The 17058-nt window shown below is 62.8% G+C and carries 12 protein-coding genes; 1 reads left to right on the top strand and 11 read right to left on the bottom strand.

The features are described 5' to 3' along the window. Window positions 1-419: 419 nt before the first annotated feature. On the bottom strand, window positions 420-2168 hold the full coding sequence (locus DK391_RS36920) for a GMC family oxidoreductase (RefSeq protein WP_109482945.1): 1749 nt from the start codon (window positions 2166-2168) through the stop codon (window positions 420-422). A gap of 250 nt (window positions 2169-2418) precedes the next feature. Continuing rightward, window positions 2419-3045 carry a DapH/DapD/GlmU-related protein gene (locus DK391_RS36915; RefSeq protein ID WP_239483055.1) on the bottom strand — a complete coding sequence of 209 codons (627 nt, stop codon included), beginning with the start codon at window positions 3043-3045 and terminating at the stop codon, window positions 2419-2421. A 290-nt stretch (window positions 3046-3335) separates the two neighbouring features. On the opposite strand from DK391_RS36915, the gene DK391_RS36910 reads away from it, so the two are divergent. Further along, window positions 3336-3965 (top strand): hypothetical protein, encoded by a 630-nt coding sequence (locus DK391_RS36910; protein WP_109482943.1) that lies wholly within the window; start codon window positions 3336-3338, stop codon window positions 3963-3965. A gap of 161 nt (window positions 3966-4126) precedes the next feature. Here DK391_RS36910 and DK391_RS36905 read toward each other — a convergent pair whose 3' ends face one another. The 9 genes from DK391_RS36905 to DK391_RS36865 form a co-directional block, all read right to left on the bottom strand. Further along, on the bottom strand, window positions 4127-5488 hold the full coding sequence (locus DK391_RS36905) for a glycosyltransferase WbuB (protein WP_109482942.1): 1362 nt from the start codon (window positions 5486-5488) through the stop codon (window positions 4127-4129). A 107-nt stretch (window positions 5489-5595) separates the two neighbouring features. Next, window positions 5596-6738, bottom strand: coding sequence for a glycosyltransferase family 4 protein (locus tag DK391_RS36900; RefSeq protein ID WP_109482941.1), 1143 nt, complete (start codon window positions 6736-6738; stop codon window positions 5596-5598). A 106-nt stretch (window positions 6739-6844) separates the two neighbouring features. Beyond that, window positions 6845-7852 (bottom strand): GDP-L-fucose synthase, encoded by a 1008-nt coding sequence (locus DK391_RS36895; RefSeq protein WP_109482940.1) that lies wholly within the window; start codon window positions 7850-7852, stop codon window positions 6845-6847. A gap of 5 nt (window positions 7853-7857) precedes the next feature. After that, complete coding sequence (gene gmd, locus DK391_RS36890) at window positions 7858-8985, bottom strand: GDP-mannose 4,6-dehydratase (protein WP_109482939.1); 1128 nt, start codon at window positions 8983-8985, stop codon at window positions 7858-7860. A gap of 58 nt (window positions 8986-9043) precedes the next feature. After that, the gene (locus DK391_RS36885; protein WP_109482938.1) at window positions 9044-11269 is read right to left on the bottom strand and encodes a polysaccharide biosynthesis tyrosine autokinase; all 2226 of its coding nucleotides are present in this window, start codon (window positions 11267-11269) and stop codon (window positions 9044-9046) included. Window positions 11270-11355: 86 nt separating this feature from the next. Continuing rightward, window positions 11356-12495, bottom strand: coding sequence for a polysaccharide biosynthesis/export family protein (locus tag DK391_RS36880; RefSeq protein ID WP_109482937.1), 1140 nt, complete (start codon window positions 12493-12495; stop codon window positions 11356-11358). Between the two features lie 67 nt (window positions 12496-12562). Further along, window positions 12563-13948 (bottom strand): undecaprenyl-phosphate glucose phosphotransferase, encoded by a 1386-nt coding sequence (locus DK391_RS36875; protein WP_109482936.1) that lies wholly within the window; start codon window positions 13946-13948, stop codon window positions 12563-12565. A 69-nt stretch (window positions 13949-14017) separates the two neighbouring features. Next, window positions 14018-15652: a mannose-1-phosphate guanylyltransferase/mannose-6-phosphate isomerase gene (locus tag DK391_RS36870; RefSeq protein WP_109482935.1), complete on the bottom strand. Its 1635-nt coding sequence runs from the start codon at window positions 15650-15652 to the stop codon at window positions 14018-14020. Window positions 15653-15726: 74 nt separating this feature from the next. Beyond that, window positions 15727-16731, bottom strand: coding sequence for a helix-turn-helix domain-containing protein (locus DK391_RS36865; RefSeq protein ID WP_109482934.1), 1005 nt, complete (start codon window positions 16729-16731; stop codon window positions 15727-15729). Window positions 16732-17058: the final 327 nt, after the last annotated feature.

The following is a 17058-nucleotide window of genomic DNA, read 5'->3' as shown; positions in this document are numbered from 1 at the left end:
CACCGCCTTTGCTTTTCAGTCCGGAGTGGAGCGTATAAGGCGCGACAGCCGACACACCGTTTGCCACCTGGGCGGCCGTGGACTGACGGGTAAGGTGCGCGGTGACGCGGGTGCTTGAAGAGGGTGATGCGCTCTTTAAGAGCGTTGGCAACGGGCATCGACAGGAAGGATGCCGTGTGAAGGATAGGACCGGCTGGGGACCCGCAGGCAATTACAAGAACTGGTGGTGTTCAGCGGCTTTCTTTTGCCTACTTTTCTTTGCCGCGGCAAAGAAAAGTAGGTGCTGCCCCGCACAGGGGCGACGCATGAAGTACGGAGGCATAACGCGGATGCCAGCGCAACAGCAAATCGCGGATGCCAGCGAAAACCGAAGCCTCAAACACCAGCGCCAGCAAACCCAAAACCCAAAACCAAAAACCTCAAATCGCCTCATTCCCCCCAGCCCTGACCAGCGACTGCGCGGCAATCGGCAACTTGCCAAGTTCAGCATTCGAAACCCCACCAAACCGCATGCTCGCCGCCACCTCTCCGATCGGCAGAATCGTCGCCGTATCAGGCTTCCCGAGCCGCGCAGCGATATGCTCCCCCAACCTCAAGGCAAGCGCCGAAATAGTGATAGTCGGGAAATTAGCGCCCACGGTAGGACACACCGAACTCCCCGCCACATAAAGATTACTCACCCCATGCATCTTGCAGTCGCGATCCACCACACCTTCGCGCGGCGAATCATGCATCCGGGTCGTGCCCATATGATGCCAGGTGCCTTCGAGCTTCGCCGGCCACGACGACCGGCCCGTCAGCGGTTCATCGAGTTCGACTTCGGCAACGCCCATCATCTTCAGCTCATCGGCGAGCAACTGGAACGTGCGATCGAACGTGCGCTGCACCAGTTCGGTCAGCTGCCAGTCCACCTTCACACGCGGCAATCCAAGCGCATCCTTGCGATCCGACAACGTAACACGGCTGTCCGGATTCGGCTCCGCCTCGACGATCGCCTGCAACTTCACATCCGAAATCAGCGCCCGCAATTGCAGCAGTCGCGTCAGACCAAAGCCGATCGTATCGACAGGATGCGCCGCCATCGTCATATAGTCGTCCCGCGCGCGGCGGCCCGGCTGTTCCTTGCGATGCAACGCCTCGCGGCAACGGATCAGCGCTTCCGAACCCGCACTGCCCTCGCCAAAGAATCGTGAGAAGAACCACACACGCGAATTAAGCAGCTTCTCACGCTTGATCACGTCATACGTCAGCGCGAACTGTGACGAGATATGCTGACCATGCGCCGCGACGGCAGGATTCTGATAGTGGTACTTGATGTCGTACAGCTTGTTGCGCGACCACTCTTTCGTGAACTTCACCGTCGCCGTCATCAGACGGGGATGGTCCATGAAGTAACGGCCCACCAGATCGTTGCCGTTGCCCAGACCTGCTGTCTGCACCTTGTTCGATGCCAGCAGCAACCGCGCATTCTCGATCCCGCCCGTGGCCAGCACGAACAGCTTCGCATTCATGCGCAGGCGCTTGCCCGTCAATGTCGCGATTTCGACGCCCGTCACTTCCGTCGCTTGCGCATCGGTGTCGATGTTCACCACGTTCGCGTTCAGGAACACCCGCACGCGGTCCGAGCGCCGCAACACCTCGCGATACACCTTGCCGAAGCGCACAGGCGGGCTGAATTGCGAAACCGTGTCGCGCACATTGCCCGACATCAGCGGATAACGACGCACGTCGTGACGATTGATCTGCTGTTCCCACCACGCAGGATCGAAATTGTGCGGTCCGAGCTTGAGCAGCGCATGCGTGCGCAGATAGTACGGCGCGAGTTCTTCGAGACCGAACGGCCAGCCGCTGTGCGCGACCCAATCCTTCTTGTCGAAATCCCACGGATCGAGCGGACGGCACCAGCCGCCCCAGCAGTTGCTGCTGCCGCCGAGATAGCGGCTGCGGCAGCCATCGGCGAATGTGTAGGGAACGCCGACGTTTTCGCCGCGATACAGATCGCGCGTTTCGTCGTCGGCCTTGTAGCCGCCGCTTTCGAGCACGACGCAGTCGATGCCCGCGCGGTCGAGTTCCATCGCGAGCGTAATACCCGCGACGCCTGCCCCGATGATGCATACCGTCGTCGACATAGCGACGCCCTGCTCGACACTGCGGGTATCGATAAACATCCCCTGCTCCCAGCTTGTGTTCTGTTCGTACGGCCGCTCAAAAGCCTGGTCCGTTCTGGCCCCCCGCCGCGCACGCGAGCCAGGCTCGTCATGCGGCAACGCCCTGTGGGTTTGCACGGGCCAAACCGCCTGCGACCGCATACCTTGTTCCCGCGCCGGCCAGTGCTTACGTAGGATGATGGCTCTCAGTAAGGCTGTTTATCCGCCAACTTCGCGCTTCCGGCAGACAGAAGCATGCATCCGATGAAAGTTATGAGGCGCTTGCCACATCTGTGTCGAAGCGCGTACGGATAAAGCGGCACGGATTGCCGCCATACACGCCTTCCGCTTTCAGCGAGCGGTGCACGACGGAAAGGGGCGTCACCACCGCCGAGCGTCCGATCGTCACGCCCATCTGCACCACGCACTTCGACGAGATCCACGCGCCGTCCTCGATGACGATGGGCGCGACGCGCAAATCCATGTTTGTTCGCATGTCATGCGAGCCGGCGCTCAGAAAGCTACCTTGCGATATGCAGACATTCGAGCCGATATGAATGGGCGCCTGGTTATACAGCCACACATCGACGCCGAACCAGCAGTTATCGCCCACCGTGAGATTCCACGGCGCCTTCACGCGCACAGGATGGACGAAGCGGCAGTTCGCGCCGATCTTCGCGCCGAACAGCCGCAACAGCGCGACGCGCACCGACGACACGGGCAGCAGCTTGTTGTTGATCACGCACGCTTCGATAAAAAACCAGATCAGCTCGATCAGGAAGCCGCGCGACGCGACGTAGTTGCCCTTGCCCGCGAGACTCAGGTCGATCACGCGACCCGGCGGCGATGCCGGCGCCGATGAATTAGGCGAAGGCGGCGCGGCATGCGGGTCTTTCATGTCAGCGTCCTGAGCGTGCGCAGCCGCTGGGATCGCGGAGCCGAAGGTGTTGTCCATAGTGTTCTCCCGTCGGTGAAGGCACTGCGCTGTCCACATGATCTGGTCTCAACGGTCAGATGAACCCCGTTATTCCCTACGCGCAACGTGCCTTGTCTTTGAACGATTATCTGGCCCGCGTGCGCCTGTGGCGGTCCGCTGTCCGCGTCGTGCGGAATTTTGGCGGATCGAAGCAGAGTGTCCGTATCAACATGACAGCAAGCTCCATGATGCATGGCAGGAGGAACACGACCATGGCTTCGCATTCCCGCTCGCGGCAACGGCACGATCCGGCGCCCACGCGTACGCTGCACTTCGGACTGACCTCGCGTGTGCTGCCACGCGTGCTGCTCGCCGCCGCGCTGGTGTCCGCGCTGGCACTGATGCCGCATGCGCACGCCCAGAACAATCCCGCGCAAGGCAACGGGCAGAACGCCGGCGCGAACAAGGACAATGGCAACGGCAATGACGCGCCGGTGCGCAAGTCGGCCGCGCAGCGTTCGCAGGAAGACGCGCAACGTCTGCTGGGCGGTCCGTCGACGGCGGCGGGCGCTTACGACATGAGCGGCGCGACGCCCGATACGCAACGCGACGCCCTGCTCAACAGCGAGCGCATGCGCGTCGCCAAGCCGAACACGCAGGCAATGGGCGGTCCCACCGCGGGCGGCGCCGATGGCGCGGCGCCTGCTGCCGGCGGCGCGATCCGTCGACCGGCTCGTGCAGGTGCAGCAGGGGCTGGCGCTGGCGCCGGTAACGTCGCAGGCGGCGGGGCCGGCGTGCAACGCGCAGCCGCCGTGAATGACGTCAACGCAGGTGGGGGTGCCGTTTATGGCAACCCGTACAGCGAGCGCGCCGGCAAAGACATCTACAAGTCGCCGTGGTAACGCTGCATGCGCTGACCCGGTAACACCATAAGCCCCGAGCAGATCCGACCCAGGCTCCCGACGGTAAGACCGAAGGCCGCTTGCGAACCACACGATCCGGTTCGCAAGCGGCCTTCGTGTCATTGCGCGCGTTGTGTCACGCATTGGCCCCGCCGCTCACTTCACTCCACCTCTGATTCCTCGACCCGCGCCGACAGGATGGGCCCATTGCCCAACGGCGTCGCCACGGGTGCTGCACCCGGCACACCGGCGCCCGTCGCATCGACGGTGGACGCAGACGCGCCCGCCGATGCCGCTGCAACCCCGCCCGTCAGCAGCGCAAGCCGCGTATCGAGTGTCAGCAGCGTGGACAGCGGCGACAGCATCGTTTCCGCGTAACGTCGTCCTGCCGCGCCGATGGCAGCGCGCCGCGCGTCATCTTCGGCCAGCGCCGCGATGGCATCGACCAGCGCGGCCGTATCTTCCGGCGGCACGATCACGCCGTTGTTCGAAACGGCTTCATAGAGCGCCGTGTCCGGACGCGCCATCGCGATCACGGCGCGACCGCTCGCCAGCATGCCCGTCAGCTTCGACGGCATCACGAGATCGGCGGCATCGCTGCGCTGCGGCAGCACGTGAATATCGGCGATGTTCAGCAACTCGTTCAACGACGACACCGGCTGCAACGGCAGGAAGCGGCAATTGCTCAAGCCTTCGCAACGCTTGACGAGATCGGCGCGCCCGCCGCCGTTGCCGCAAAACACGAAGGTGATGTCATCGCGAGCCGCGAGCGCGGCCGCTGCGTCCGCGAGCGTTTCGATGCCCTGCTTTGCACCGATGGCGCCCGAGTAGAGCACGACCGTGTGACTGGCCGGAATGCCGAGTGTCTCGCGATATTCGCTCACGCGATCGAGCGGGAAGATGTGGCGCGTATCGACCCAGTTCGGCAGGAACTCGGTCCTGGTCCGGTCGACGCCCTTGCTGACGGCGCGCTCCACCATCTGGCCCGTGATCGACGACACGACGTCGAAGCGCTTGAGAACGACCCGCTCGATCCAGTAGGCCGCGCGCGCCGCGCGTGCGCTTTTCAGAAGGCCGAGATCGAAAGCGGCGTCGACTTCGTAATCCTGCACGTGCAGCCATGCCTTGGCACCCGTCACGCGTGCCAGCGCCAGCGCGCCGGGCGCACAAGCCATGGTCGGCGCGATCAGGATCACGGCACCGGGGCGCCATGCGACCTGTCTGGCGAGCAAGGGAAGCGAACACAACGCAAACGACGCGAGATGCAACATCCGCTTCAGACCGCTCGGCCGCGGCGGCACCCAAAGCGGCGCGCGCCAGACGCGCATGCCGCCGATCGTGTCGCGGCGATATCGCCACATCGAGTAGCCGTCTGCGACCTTCCAGTCCGGGTAGTACGGCGGCGCGCACACGACACGTACCTCATGGCCGCTTTCCGTCAGCATGTGGGCCATCTCTGCCGTGTACTTGCCCGCGCCCGACAGCTCCGGCGCGAAGTTGAGACCGTAGATCAGAATCTTCATATGTGACTTCCACGACGAGTGTCCGTCATGCGGCAGCCGACTGCGCTGCGCCGCCCCGTACCCGCGCGGCCCGGCACGCTCACGCCGCAGCCGCGCGTTCCGCCGATCTACGCGCCCAGCATCAGCGCGCAGCCGCGCGCGATATTGGCCGCCGCTGACGGCGGATCGAAGCGCCGTATCACGTCCATGCAGCTTCGCGCCGACGCGTCGGCATCGGCGAATGCTTCCGTTGCCTTGAGCATCGTGCGCTGCAAACCGGCGGCGTCGCCTGCGGTGAATGCGTAGCCACTGACGCCCTCATGGACCAGTTCGGGCACGCAGCCACAGCTTTCGCTGATCACCACCGGGCAGCCGTGCGCCAGCGCCTCGTTGACCACCAGTCCCCACGGTTCGCTGCGGCTCGGCAGCACGAGGCAGGTCGCGCCGTAGTATTCGCGCGACAGCGGCTCATCCTGCAAGCTGCCGACAAACGTAATCGAGCGGTCCATGCCCAGCTCGGTGACGCGCTTGCGCAATTCGCCTTCGAGCGGCCCGGTGCCGACGATGCGCAACTGCGGATCGGGCAACCGCTTCGCAATGCCCGCGAACGCGTCGATCAGCGTCGTGATGCCCTTCTCTTCCGACAGCCGTCCGACGAACAGAAACACAGGCGCATTGCCCGCGCGGTATTGCACGCGCTCGGCGAGTGCGCGCTCGGGCGAGAACGTGACGGGCAGCGCAGCCGCCTGGCACGGAATGAAAATCTTCTCGCGCTTCGCACCGAGCGACACCAGATAGTCGCGGCTGCGCTCGCCGAATCCGAAGTAGCCGTCGCACAGCGCGAAGAACACGCGCTTCGGAATCGATGTCAGCAGACGCTTGGGCCGGTCGCGCGCGGTCGAATCGCAGAACACGGCACGCCGCTTGCCCGTGACGATGCAGGCAGCGAGCATCGCCCAGTATTCGGGGCGGTGATAACCCGGCAGCACGATCAGGTCCGACTTCGCCTTCAGGACTTCCCAGACGAGGCGCACAGTCAGACGGCCGCGCGGCACGTCCTCGTAGCAGCCGTCGAACAGCTTGTGCATCGGATAACGATGAAACGAATAGTCGACGTCCGAGAAACCGATCCGGTCATGCTCCGTGTCAGCGATCTGCACCATCGAGTAGCTGATCGCTCCCGAGGCCGAGATGCTGTGCAACGCGGAGAACACAGCACCCTTGTGCCGTGACCACACAACGTTGTGAAAGATCGTGACTGACGCGCTCATTTCTTACAGTCCTCATTCGATCAAACTCTGTCGATTTCCCCGGCAAAAAAAGAACGGACGTCGCCCAATCCCGGTCCCGAGCAACGTCCGTCACCAGGAGCGGTCATCAGGCACGCGCGGCCATCGCGAACGAAGGTGCAGCGTAAGCGGCGCCGTGCATGTCTCCCTGCTTGTCTCCATACTTCTCTTCGTACTTCGCGGCGAATTCGCGATATGTATTCGCGATCCCGTCCGCGAGGCCGATGCTCGCGCGCCAGCCCATCTGTGCCAGTTGCGACACGTCGAGCAGCTTGCGCGGCGTGCCGTCAGGCTTGCTCGCGTCGAACTGCAACTCGCCTTCGAAACCGACCACGTCGCAGATCGTCTCCGCCAGTTCACGGATGCTCAGGTCTTCGCCGACACCGACGTTGAATACGCCCGTGTTGATGTCGTTCTCGAGCACGAAGAGCGTCGCCGCCGCGAGATCGTCGACGTGCAGGAACTCGCGGCGCGGTGTGCCGCTGCCCCACACGCTGAGCGATTCATCGCCATGCAGACGCGCTTCATGTGCCTTGCGGATCAGCGCGGGCAGCACGTGGCTGTTCTTCAGGTCGTAGTTGTCGTTCGGACCGTAGAGATTGGTCGGCATCAGCGCGACGTAACGTGTGCCGTACTCGCGGTTGTACGCGTCGCACAGCTTGAGGCCGGCAATCTTCGCGATCGCGTAGGCGTCGTTGGTCGGCTCCAGTTCCGACGTCAGCAGATACGATTCGCGGATCGGCTGCGGACACAGCTTCGGATAGATGCACGACGAGCCGAAGAACACCAGCCGGTCCACATTCGCGCGATACGCCGCGTGAATCACGTTGGTTTCGATCACGAGGTTCTCATAGAGAAACTCGCCCGGCTGCGTCGAATTCGCGAGAATGCCGCCGACGCGCGCCGCCGCCAGCAGCACCACGTCGATCGATTCGCTCTCGAAGAAGCGGTTCACCGCTGCCTGGTCGGTCAGATCGAGTTCGGCGTGCGTGCGCGTGACGAGGTTGCGATAGCCGCTCGCCTCGAGTTGGCGCACCAGCGCCGAGCCGACCATCCCGCGATGCCCCGCGACGAAGATACGTGCGTTCTTGTCCATGGGCGTCACTCGTGATGTTCCAGCGCCTTGAAGCCGGCCAGCGTGACGAGTGCATCGCGCCGCGCGATCTGGTAGTCCGACACGACCATTTCCTTGACGAGCGACTCGAACGACGTGGTCGGCTTCCAGCCCAGGTTTTCATGCGCCTTCGCCGGATCGCCAAGCAGCGTTTCCACTTCCGTCGGACGGAAGTAGCGCGGATCGACGCGTACGATCACATCGCCCGCCTGCACGCGCATTTCGCTGCGGTTGCGGCGCTCGACATGCTCGACGATGCCCACTTCATGCACGCCTTCGCCTTCGAAACGCACCGTGATGCCCAGTTCCGCCGCCGCACGCTGCACGAATTCGCGCACGCTGTACTGCACGCCTGTCGCGATCACGAAGTCTTCGGCGACTTCCTGCTGCAGCATCATCCATTGCATCTCGACGTAATCGCGCGCATGACCCCAGTCGCGCAACGCCGACAGATTGCCCAGGTACAGTTCTTCCTGCAGGCCGACCGCAATACGCGCGATGGCGCGCGTGATCTTGCGCGTCACGAACGTTTCGCCGCGCACGGGCGACTCGTGATTGAACAGAATGCCGTTACACGCGTAGATGCCATACGCTTCGCGATAGTTGACCGTGGTCCAGTACGCGAACAGCTTCGCGACGGCATACGGGCTGCGCGGATAGAACGGTGTGGTTTCGCGCTGCGGCACTTCCTGCACGAGACCGTACAGTTCGGACGTCGATGCCTGATAGAAGCGTGTCTTCTTCTCGAAGCCGCAAATGCGGATCGCTTCGAGGATACGCAGCGTGCCGAGGCCGTCGGCATTGGCTGTGTATTCCGGTTCTTCGAACGACACGGCAACGTGACTTTGCGCCGCGAGGTTATAGACTTCGTCCGGCTTCACGCGCTGGATGATGCGCGTGAGGCTGGTCGAATCCGTCAGATCGCCGTGATGCAGTTGCAGGCGCTGATCCGGGTCGTGGACATCGCGATAAAGGTGGTCGATCCGGTCGGTGTTGAACAACGACGAGCGACGCTTGATGCCATGCACCTCGTAGCCCTTGTCGATCAACAGCTCGGCCAGGTATGAGCCGTCCTGGCCAGTAATCCCGGTAATCAAGGCAACCTTTCGAGTCATCGTATTCTCCTGAGTGGAATCGGGTGGGCGCTGTGCGCCTCACATCCGTCCCATGCGTTTAGCCTGCAATACTCTCGTACCCGTAGTAGCCGCCGCGATAACCCGAGCCGATGAAAGCGCCCGCCTGCGGCACGTCGGTCAACAACACCCCCTGCAAATCCACACCGCCATTGCGCAGCCGCTTCACGGTTTCCGACAGCTCGCCCACAGGATGGCGTCCATGGCGAATCACGAGCAACGTCGTGCCGACGTGCTTGCCGATCACGGTCGAATCCGTCACCGCCAGCACGGGCGGCGTATCGATGATGATCAGGTCGTACTGGTTCTTCAGCTCCGCGAGCATCGTCTCGAAGCGCTTGCTCATCAGCAGTTCGGACGGATGCGATGGCAGCGAGCCCTTGGTGAGCACGTCGAGGCCCGGCAGCACTTCGCGCTGGATCGACGATTGCAGATCGCCGCCGCGCAGCACGTCCGACAGACCCGGCTGATGCTGCAGGCCGAAGTGCGAATGCACGTCGCCGCGCCGCATGTCGCCGTCGATCACCAGCGTGCGCTTGGCCGTCGATGCCACCAGCGCCGACAGGTTCACCGACAGGAACGACTTGCCCGCATCGGGGCGCGAGCCCGTCAGCATCACGACGTTGTTCTGCTTGTCGTCGACGGTCAGTTGCAGCGAGGTGCGCAGATTGCGCACGCCTTCCACGGCGATGTCCTGCGGCGCCTGTTCGGCCAGCACGTGCAGGCCACGGCGGCGCATCATCACGTCCTGCTGCAGGCGAATCTGCTGCTCGCTGCGCGGCACCACGGCAAACACGGGCACGCCGAGCGCGGCTTCCAGTTCGTCCGGACGTTCGACGCCGCCATACAGCGTCTTGCGCACGAAGGCGAACACGATGCCGATAAAGAGACCCGCACCGAAGCTGATCAGGATCACCAGCACGCGCTTCGGACGCACAGGGTCGTCGGCCGCTTCCGCGAAGTCGACGATGCGCACGTCGCCCACCTGGCCCGCCTTCGCGATGCGCAGTTGCTGCGCGCTGTTGAGCAGGTTGGTGTACAGATCCGTGTTCACATGCACGTCGCGCAACAGGCGCAGTGCCGTCTGCTCGGTGTCGGGCAGCGTCTGCACGCTCTTGCCCATCTTCGACAGGTTGCCCTGCAAGGCTGCGATCTGCGCATCGAGCGCGGCCACGGCCGGGTGATTCGGCGTGAAGCGCTGCGACATCTCGGCACGCTGCGTCTGCAGATCGACCAGCTTGGTCTTGTTATCGACGATCTGTTGCAGCAGCAGGCGGCTTTCTTCGCTCAGATCAACCGTGCCATGCTGGTTGCGGAACGTGTTGTAGCGCTGCTCGGCGGCGTCGAGTTCCTTGCGCAGCTGCGGAAGTTGCTGGTCGAGGAACGCTAGCATGTGCTCGGCTTCCGACGAACGACTCTCCACGTCCTGGCGGATGAACTCATTGGCCATGCTGTTCATGATGTCGGCCGTGAGCTTCGGATTGGTCCCTTCGAGGCTCGCGCGGATCACGCCCGATTGCAGCGTCGATTCGCCGATATCCATCGCCTTCTGCAGACGCTCGACGGTAGTCAGCGTGGACGCACGCGTCAGGTCGAAGCGCGTGCCCGGCGCGCCGTTCATTTCATCCACACGCAGCGTGATCGGACCGGCCGGCGTTTCGCGCACGACGTTCTCGCCGACCTTGCCTTCGAGAATCGCGACGCCGTCGGGGTTGTTCAGCACGAAGTCGCCGTTCTGGCCGGCGATCAGCGTGAAGTCCTTGTCGTACATGTCCTTCGCCGTGTCGAAGCGGGACACCTTGATGTTTTCGTTGCCCCACGCGTAGCTCGGCAGCTGCAGCGCCGGCGGCAGCTTGAAGCCCCACTTGCCGTTCATCAGCGGCGCGAGCAGCCCGCCTACGAACGGCAGCGTGTGCGGCCGCGCGGCGATGTCGAGATGCAACGTCTTGACGGTTTCTTCCGTCACGAGCCGTGACTTCATCAACTCGATTTCCGCTGCCGTCGACGGCTTCGTGTCGAACATGCCTGTCAGCGGTTGAAGACCGTCCTGCTTGTTGTTGTTATCGGTCTTGTCGACCACGTGGAACAGCACGTCCGCGCGATAGACGGGCGTCGCGATGAATGCGTACGCAGCGCCCAGTGCCGTGACGGCCAGCGGGATCAGCAGAATGGACTTCCAGTTCGCGATGATGGCCTGCAGATAATCCGTCAGGTGCATCTCGTCCGAACTGACGTCCGTATAACGATTGTCAAAGTTGATAGCCATTTGCGTGATCCATCAGAAACCGACAGTGTCGAAAGCGTTGCGCGCCTAACCCCGATACCGCACGGCGCGCAACGCGTACTCCCCGCTTACTTCGCGAGCAGCGCCGCCGTCACGCCAGCGTTGATCGCCGGCAACAGCAGGGACAGCACGCGGTTGAATTTCACGAGACCGTTGTTGTCGACATAGACGACATCCTTCGGCTGCAAATTAAACTGGTTCGCAAGCAGCATCGAAGTCGGCGACGTGGCATCCAGGTGATAAATTTCCGGCTTGTCGCCCATCGAATTGCGAATCACGAACAGCTGCTTCGCATACGCCGTGTTCGGATTCAGGCTGCCTGCCTGCGACAGCGCTTCAGCCAGCGACAGACGTCCATCGCGCATCGGCATGATGGTGGCGGGCCGGTTCACTTCGCCCATCAGATACACGCCGTATTCGTCGCGCGCCCCGACGCGCAGCAGGTCGCCCGGCTGCAGATAGATCGAGGTCGGCGCACGGCCGCGGCGGATCAGGTCCGGCACGTTGATGTCGTACGTGTGGCCGTCGCGCGTGAGCTCGACGTGGCTCTGATCGGCATTCGGCGTGAAGCCGCCTGTGCGGTTGATCGCCTCCGTCAGCGACATCGGGATGTCGTTGATCTGTGCGGGTCCGGGCGCGTGCACTTCACCGTCCACATACACCTGCGACGAACGGAACGACGACACACGCACCGTCACTTCAGGCTTCGAATAGACGACGCTCAGCTTGCGATACAACTCTTTCTGCACCGTGCTCGCGTCCTTGCCGCCGACGTGCATCGTGCCCGCGTACGGGAACTGGATGTTGCCGTCGGCATCGACGAGAAAGCCGAGACCGGGGTCGCCCTTGTTCACGTTCTGTGCCGGCTGGCCGAGCGCGGCGGCCAGTTCGGGGTGATCCCACACGGTGATCTGCAGCACGTCGCCCGGCCCGAGCTTGTAGCTGGGCGGCTTGGTGCTGAACAGGCCGGCGATCTGCTGGTTCAGTTCCGTCGTCTGGCCCTTCATGTCGCGCAACAGCTTGAGGTTGATGTCGGTGACGGGAATCTGGACGTTCTGTTCCGGATCGCTGCTGTACTCACCGCCTGTATCGGGCAGCGAGGGCGGTGAGACCATACGTTGTCCGGGCACAATGCTGCACGCCGAGAGCAACACCGAGATAGATAGCAGTATCGGTGCGCCGATACCCAATCCGATTCGCTGGTTCATGGCAGTTCCTCCTGACTCGGGAGCGTGGTCCTTGTTCGTTGGCTTATTCATAGGCATGCTCCCCGTCTCAGTACGCGTTGGTATGGATGAAGCCCTTGACGATCGTGGCGCCGATGATTCGCATATCGAGCCAGAACGTCCAATGCCCCAGGTAATACAGGTCATGCGCGACACGCCGCTCCATCTTTTCGATGCGATCGGTTTCGCCGCGAAAGCCGTTTATTTGTGCCCAGCCTGTGATACCCGGCTTGATCCGGTAACGATGGATATAGCCGGCCACGACCTTCTGATACAGATCGTCGTGTTCGAGTGCGTGCGGGCGAGGCCCGACCACGGACATGTCGCCGCGCAGTACGTTGAAGAACTGCGGCAGCTCGTCGAGACTCGTGCGGCGCAGGAACGCGCCCACCCTCGTGATGCGCGGATCGCCCTTGGTCGCCTGGCTGACCTTGCCAGCTTCCTCGGTATGCACGCGCATCGAACGGAACTTGTAGATGCGGAACACGCGGCCATCGGCGCCCTTGCGCTTTTGCCGGAAGAACACGGGGCCCGGCGACGACAGCTTCACGGCCAGCGCAATCGCGATCAGCAGCGGAGCGAGGCCGATGATGGCGCACGCGGCGAACACGCGGTCGAACAGGTCTTTCTTGAAGAGCGCCCGCGACGATAGCGGCGACGCGACCAGATTGATGGCGGGCACGCCGAGCAGCTCGATCACACTACTGGTGTCGAACAGCGCAAGGCTGCGCACGTCCGGCATGAAGCGGATATTCACGAGGTCATTGCGAAACTCGGTGACGATGCGAAAGATCGTGCGTTCGTCGGTGAGCGACAGCGCCAGCCACAGTTCGTGCACGTCGTTACTGCGCACGTAATCGGCGAAGGCCGATTGCGAATCGAAGCAGGTCACGCGCGGATTGGTCAGCGGCGATTCTTCCGGATGCGTGTTCAGTACGGCTGTCGCGCGAAAGCCGGTCGCGGGCTGCGATTCGATGCGGCTCAGGATCTGGTCGCAATGGCCGCCCGTGCCGACAATGGCCACCTGATGCAGGTTGTATCCACAGCGGCGCGCACGCGCCAGCACGGCATGCGCGATCAGCCGCCACGAAATAAGCAGGCCGCCCGCCATCGCCGTCCAGTAAGCGAACCAGAGGCGCGACACGATATCGACACGATGCAGCGAATACATCAGCGCGATCGCACATCCCTGCACGACCAGCCATGCCAGCGCAACCTGACCCGCGAGCGCCAGCTTCGAACGGCCGCGCCACGATACATAGACACCGAAAGCCGGGAACATCGCCAGCGCAAACGCAGCGGAAAAGAGAACGAACGCGTCGTAGAAACCGCGCTGAGAGAATTCGTCGAAACGGATCTGCGATGCGACGACGGCGCCTAGAAGAATCAGCGCCACGTCCGCGACCCGCGCGAAAAAGTCCTGTAGATCCCGCATGTCGTTCACCCTGCCATTCGTCGTTCGTTACCTGCTCGGGGTGTTGCGTGCTACGCCGCCGCGCGTGCCTTACCGCACGACGGGAGTCGGGCTCTGCCCCGTGCCCTGACTCTGTCCCTGAACCTGAAGCGGGCTGGCGCCCTGCAACTGCTGCGGTTCCTGCTGTGCTTGCTGCATCTGCTGCCCTTGCTGTGTCTGCTGGCAGCGTCCGTAGGTGTCGTCGAAACGGACGATGTCGTCTTCGCCGAGATACGAACCCGATTGCACTTCGATAATTTCGAGCGGCACCTTGCCGGGGTTTTCGAGCCGGTGACGTACGCCAAGCGGAATGTAGGTCGATTCGTTTTCCGTCAGCAGGAACTGCTCGTCGCCGCGCGTGACGAGCGCCGTGCCGCGCACGACGATCCAGTGCTCCGCGCGATGGTGATGCAGTTGCAGCGACAGCTTGGCGCCCGGCGTCACGACGATGCGCTTGACCTGAAAGCGGTCACCGTGATCGATCGAGTCATAGAAGCCCCACGGGCGGCGCACCTTGCGATGCGCATCGGCCTCGGGCGCTTTCTGCGCCTTGATGCGCGCGACCAGCCCTTTCACGTCCTGCACGCGCGAACGGTCGGCGACCAGCACGGCGTCCGCCGTTTCGACCACCACCACGTTGGTAGTGCCGACACAGGCGACCAGACGGCCGTCCGAATGCGCATAGCTCGATACGGCGCCTTCGAACATCACGCGGCCACGTCCGACATTGCCCGCTTCGTCCTTCGGCTGTGCGGCCCACACGGCGTCCCACGAACCTAGATCGGACCAGCCTGCGTTCAGCGGCACGACCACGCCCGCCGAGGTCCAGCCCGCCGATGCATTCAGCCGCTCCATCACCGCGTAATCGATCGAATCGGCAGGCGAGCGCGTGAAGGCATCCGCCGACGGACGGAACGTCGTGCCGTCCGACTGGCCCTGTACGAAAGCGGCGAGACACGCTGCATGCATGTCGGGCTGCAACGACTGCAAGGTGGCGAGCCACACGCTGGCGCGCACGATGAAGATGCCGCTGTTCCACCAGTACGTGCCTTGCGCGAGATATTGCTTTGCCAGCTCCGCTGCGGGCTTTTCGACAAAGCCGTCGATTTCGCGCGCATCGTCATCCAGCTTCTTGCCGACGCGGATATAACCGAAGCCCGTTTCCGGCGCGCGCGGCGGCACGCCGAGCGTCGCAATCGAGCCGTTCTGCGCGTGGCGCGCGGCAATTTCGAGCGCGTGCTGCAAGGCAGGCACATCGCTAATGGCGTGATCGGACGGCATCACGACGAGAATCGCGTCCTCGCCATTGGCGCAGGCGAGCGCTGCCGCCAGCGTCAGTGCGGGCGCCGTGTCGCGACGCGCCGGTTCGACCACGAGGCGCGGCGTGCATGAATTGCACGTGAGCTGCTCGGCGATCACGAAGCGATGTTCTTCGCCGCATACGACGATAGGCGCATTCGATACATCCCAGCCAGCCGGAAAGCCTTCCATCCGGTGCACGGTGTCCTGCAACAGCGATTCCGAACCCACCACGCCGATCAGCTGCTTCGGAAAGTTTTCACGCGACATCGGCCATAGCCGCGTCCCCGATCCGCCCGCCAGGATCACCGGCACGATCTGCGTGCAGGCCGGCAAGCTGCCGGCGGGTGCTGCCGCATTCGTCGGATTGTTCTGGTCAATCAGCATTTACGCACTCCTTAACATTCGCCACTTAACGCCTGGCTAGAAGACCTGCGACGCACTTCGGATCGTGACCGGCGCTAGATGCCGGCTTCGCGCCGGGTTTTCATCCGGTATTCCGTCGGCGAGACTTTCATCCGCTTGCGGAAGATCTTGGCCAGGCGATCGCCGTTGCCCATGCCCGTGCGCCGTGCGATCTTGTCGACGGGCAGTTCGGAATCGGTCAACAGGCTGCAGGTGATCGCAAGCCGTGCATGCAACAGATAATCGGACGGAGTGACGCCCACTTCCATCTTGAAGCGACGCAGGAAATTGCGTTCGCTCATCGCAGCCACCTGGGCCGCGTCCGCGATCGAGATCGACCGCTGGCAGTTCTCCTGTAACCAGCGCGCTGCGGCGCGCACCTTGTCGGCGGGACTCTTGCCAGTGCTGTCGCCGAGCAGCGACATCAGGCTGTCGCCGGCGTCGGGCATCAGGCGTTCGGCAACATTGCGTGCGACGTCGATGCCCAGGTCGCGCTTGATCAGCATCAGCGCGCTCTTCATCGATTCCAGCCGGTCGTTCGCTTCTGTTCCGTTGGTGCGGTCGTCGCGTTGTTCTTCGCGCACCGTGTAGCTGCCGAAATCGCGTTGCTGGCCATTGATGCAGGCCGCTTCGAGCAGCGAGCGGCCTTCGCCGATCGGGCGCACCGTGCTCGTGTTCGCATGCACACGCCGCAGCCAGGCAATCAGCCGCTCGTCGCGGGCTGCATTGCGCGCGCCTTTGCCGCCGGCAACGAACAATGCATCGAACCCCATGTAATGACGTGCATCGAGTCCGTCCGTCCACACGCGAATCGACGACGAGCAGGTAATGTTGCCGCCTGCTGCTGAAAGGAAGCTTACGTCGTACGTCCAGCTGTGACTGGCGGATGAGGACAGTTCGTTAGCAACGTGAAAAACCTCGGCAACGATGCCTGCGCCAAGAAGAGAACACCCGTCGAACAGCAGGATTGCAATGTGGCGAGTGGCGGCTGCGTAATGCGCGCTACGCTCCGGCGCGCGCACCCAGCCAACCATCGGAGATTCCAGACTTGCATACGCCATGACTCTTCCCCCTTGACCATTCCGGTGTGGAAAGAACTAGTTAAATGCGTGTGATGTGCAGTGCATCATACGCATTAAAAAAACAATCCCGGCGGCTACTGACTGAAACTGACGATGTATTGGCGTATTCGGTCCGGTGGGTGCTATCCGGCTTTCAGCCCATATTTAACAATCAGATAAACCGATTATTACGGGCCGCCAATTCCGGGCTAATTCGCCATTCCATAAGACGAAGCAACCCTGAATGAACTACACGTCGAAGAGCGCGCCAGGCTTGACACAAAGCCTTACATTTTGTTGCAACTACGTTTTCCTCTGACCAATAAA

Origin of the sequence: Paraburkholderia sp. C35, assembly GCF_003121405.1 — a bacterium.
GTDB lineage: Bacteria > Pseudomonadota > Gammaproteobacteria > Burkholderiales > Burkholderiaceae > Paraburkholderia.
This window is presented reverse-complemented; position numbering and strand designations above follow the sequence as displayed.

Coding starts and splice junctions, on each gene's coding strand:
- DK391_RS36920 (WP_109482945.1), bottom strand. CDS start 2,168: ATGTTTATCGATACCCGCAGTGTCGAGCAGGGCGTCGCTATGTCGACG.
- DK391_RS36910 (WP_109482943.1), top strand. CDS start 3,336: ATGGCTTCGCATTCCCGCTCGCGGCAACGGCACGATCCGGCGCCCACG.
- DK391_RS36915 (WP_239483055.1), bottom strand. CDS start 3,045: ATGAAAGACCCGCATGCCGCGCCGCCTTCGCCTAATTCATCGGCGCCG.
- DK391_RS36880 (WP_109482937.1), bottom strand. CDS start 12,495: ATGAACCAGCGAATCGGATTGGGTATCGGCGCACCGATACTGCTATCT.
- DK391_RS36900 (WP_109482941.1), bottom strand. CDS start 6,738: ATGAGCGCGTCAGTCACGATCTTTCACAACGTTGTGTGGTCACGGCAC.
- DK391_RS36895 (WP_109482940.1), bottom strand. CDS start 7,852: ATGGACAAGAACGCACGTATCTTCGTCGCGGGGCATCGCGGGATGGTC.
- gmd (WP_109482939.1), bottom strand. CDS start 8,985: ATGACTCGAAAGGTTGCCTTGATTACCGGGATTACTGGCCAGGACGGC.
- DK391_RS36875 (WP_109482936.1), bottom strand. CDS start 13,948: ATGCGGGATCTACAGGACTTTTTCGCGCGGGTCGCGGACGTGGCGCTG.
- DK391_RS36905 (WP_109482942.1), bottom strand. CDS start 5,488: ATGAAGATTCTGATCTACGGTCTCAACTTCGCGCCGGAGCTGTCGGGC.
- DK391_RS36885 (WP_109482938.1), bottom strand. CDS start 11,269: ATGGCTATCAACTTTGACAATCGTTATACGGACGTCAGTTCGGACGAG.
- DK391_RS36870 (WP_109482935.1), bottom strand. CDS start 15,652: ATGCTGATTGACCAGAACAATCCGACGAATGCGGCAGCACCCGCCGGC.
- DK391_RS36865 (WP_109482934.1), bottom strand. CDS start 16,731: ATGGCGTATGCAAGTCTGGAATCTCCGATGGTTGGCTGGGTGCGCGCG.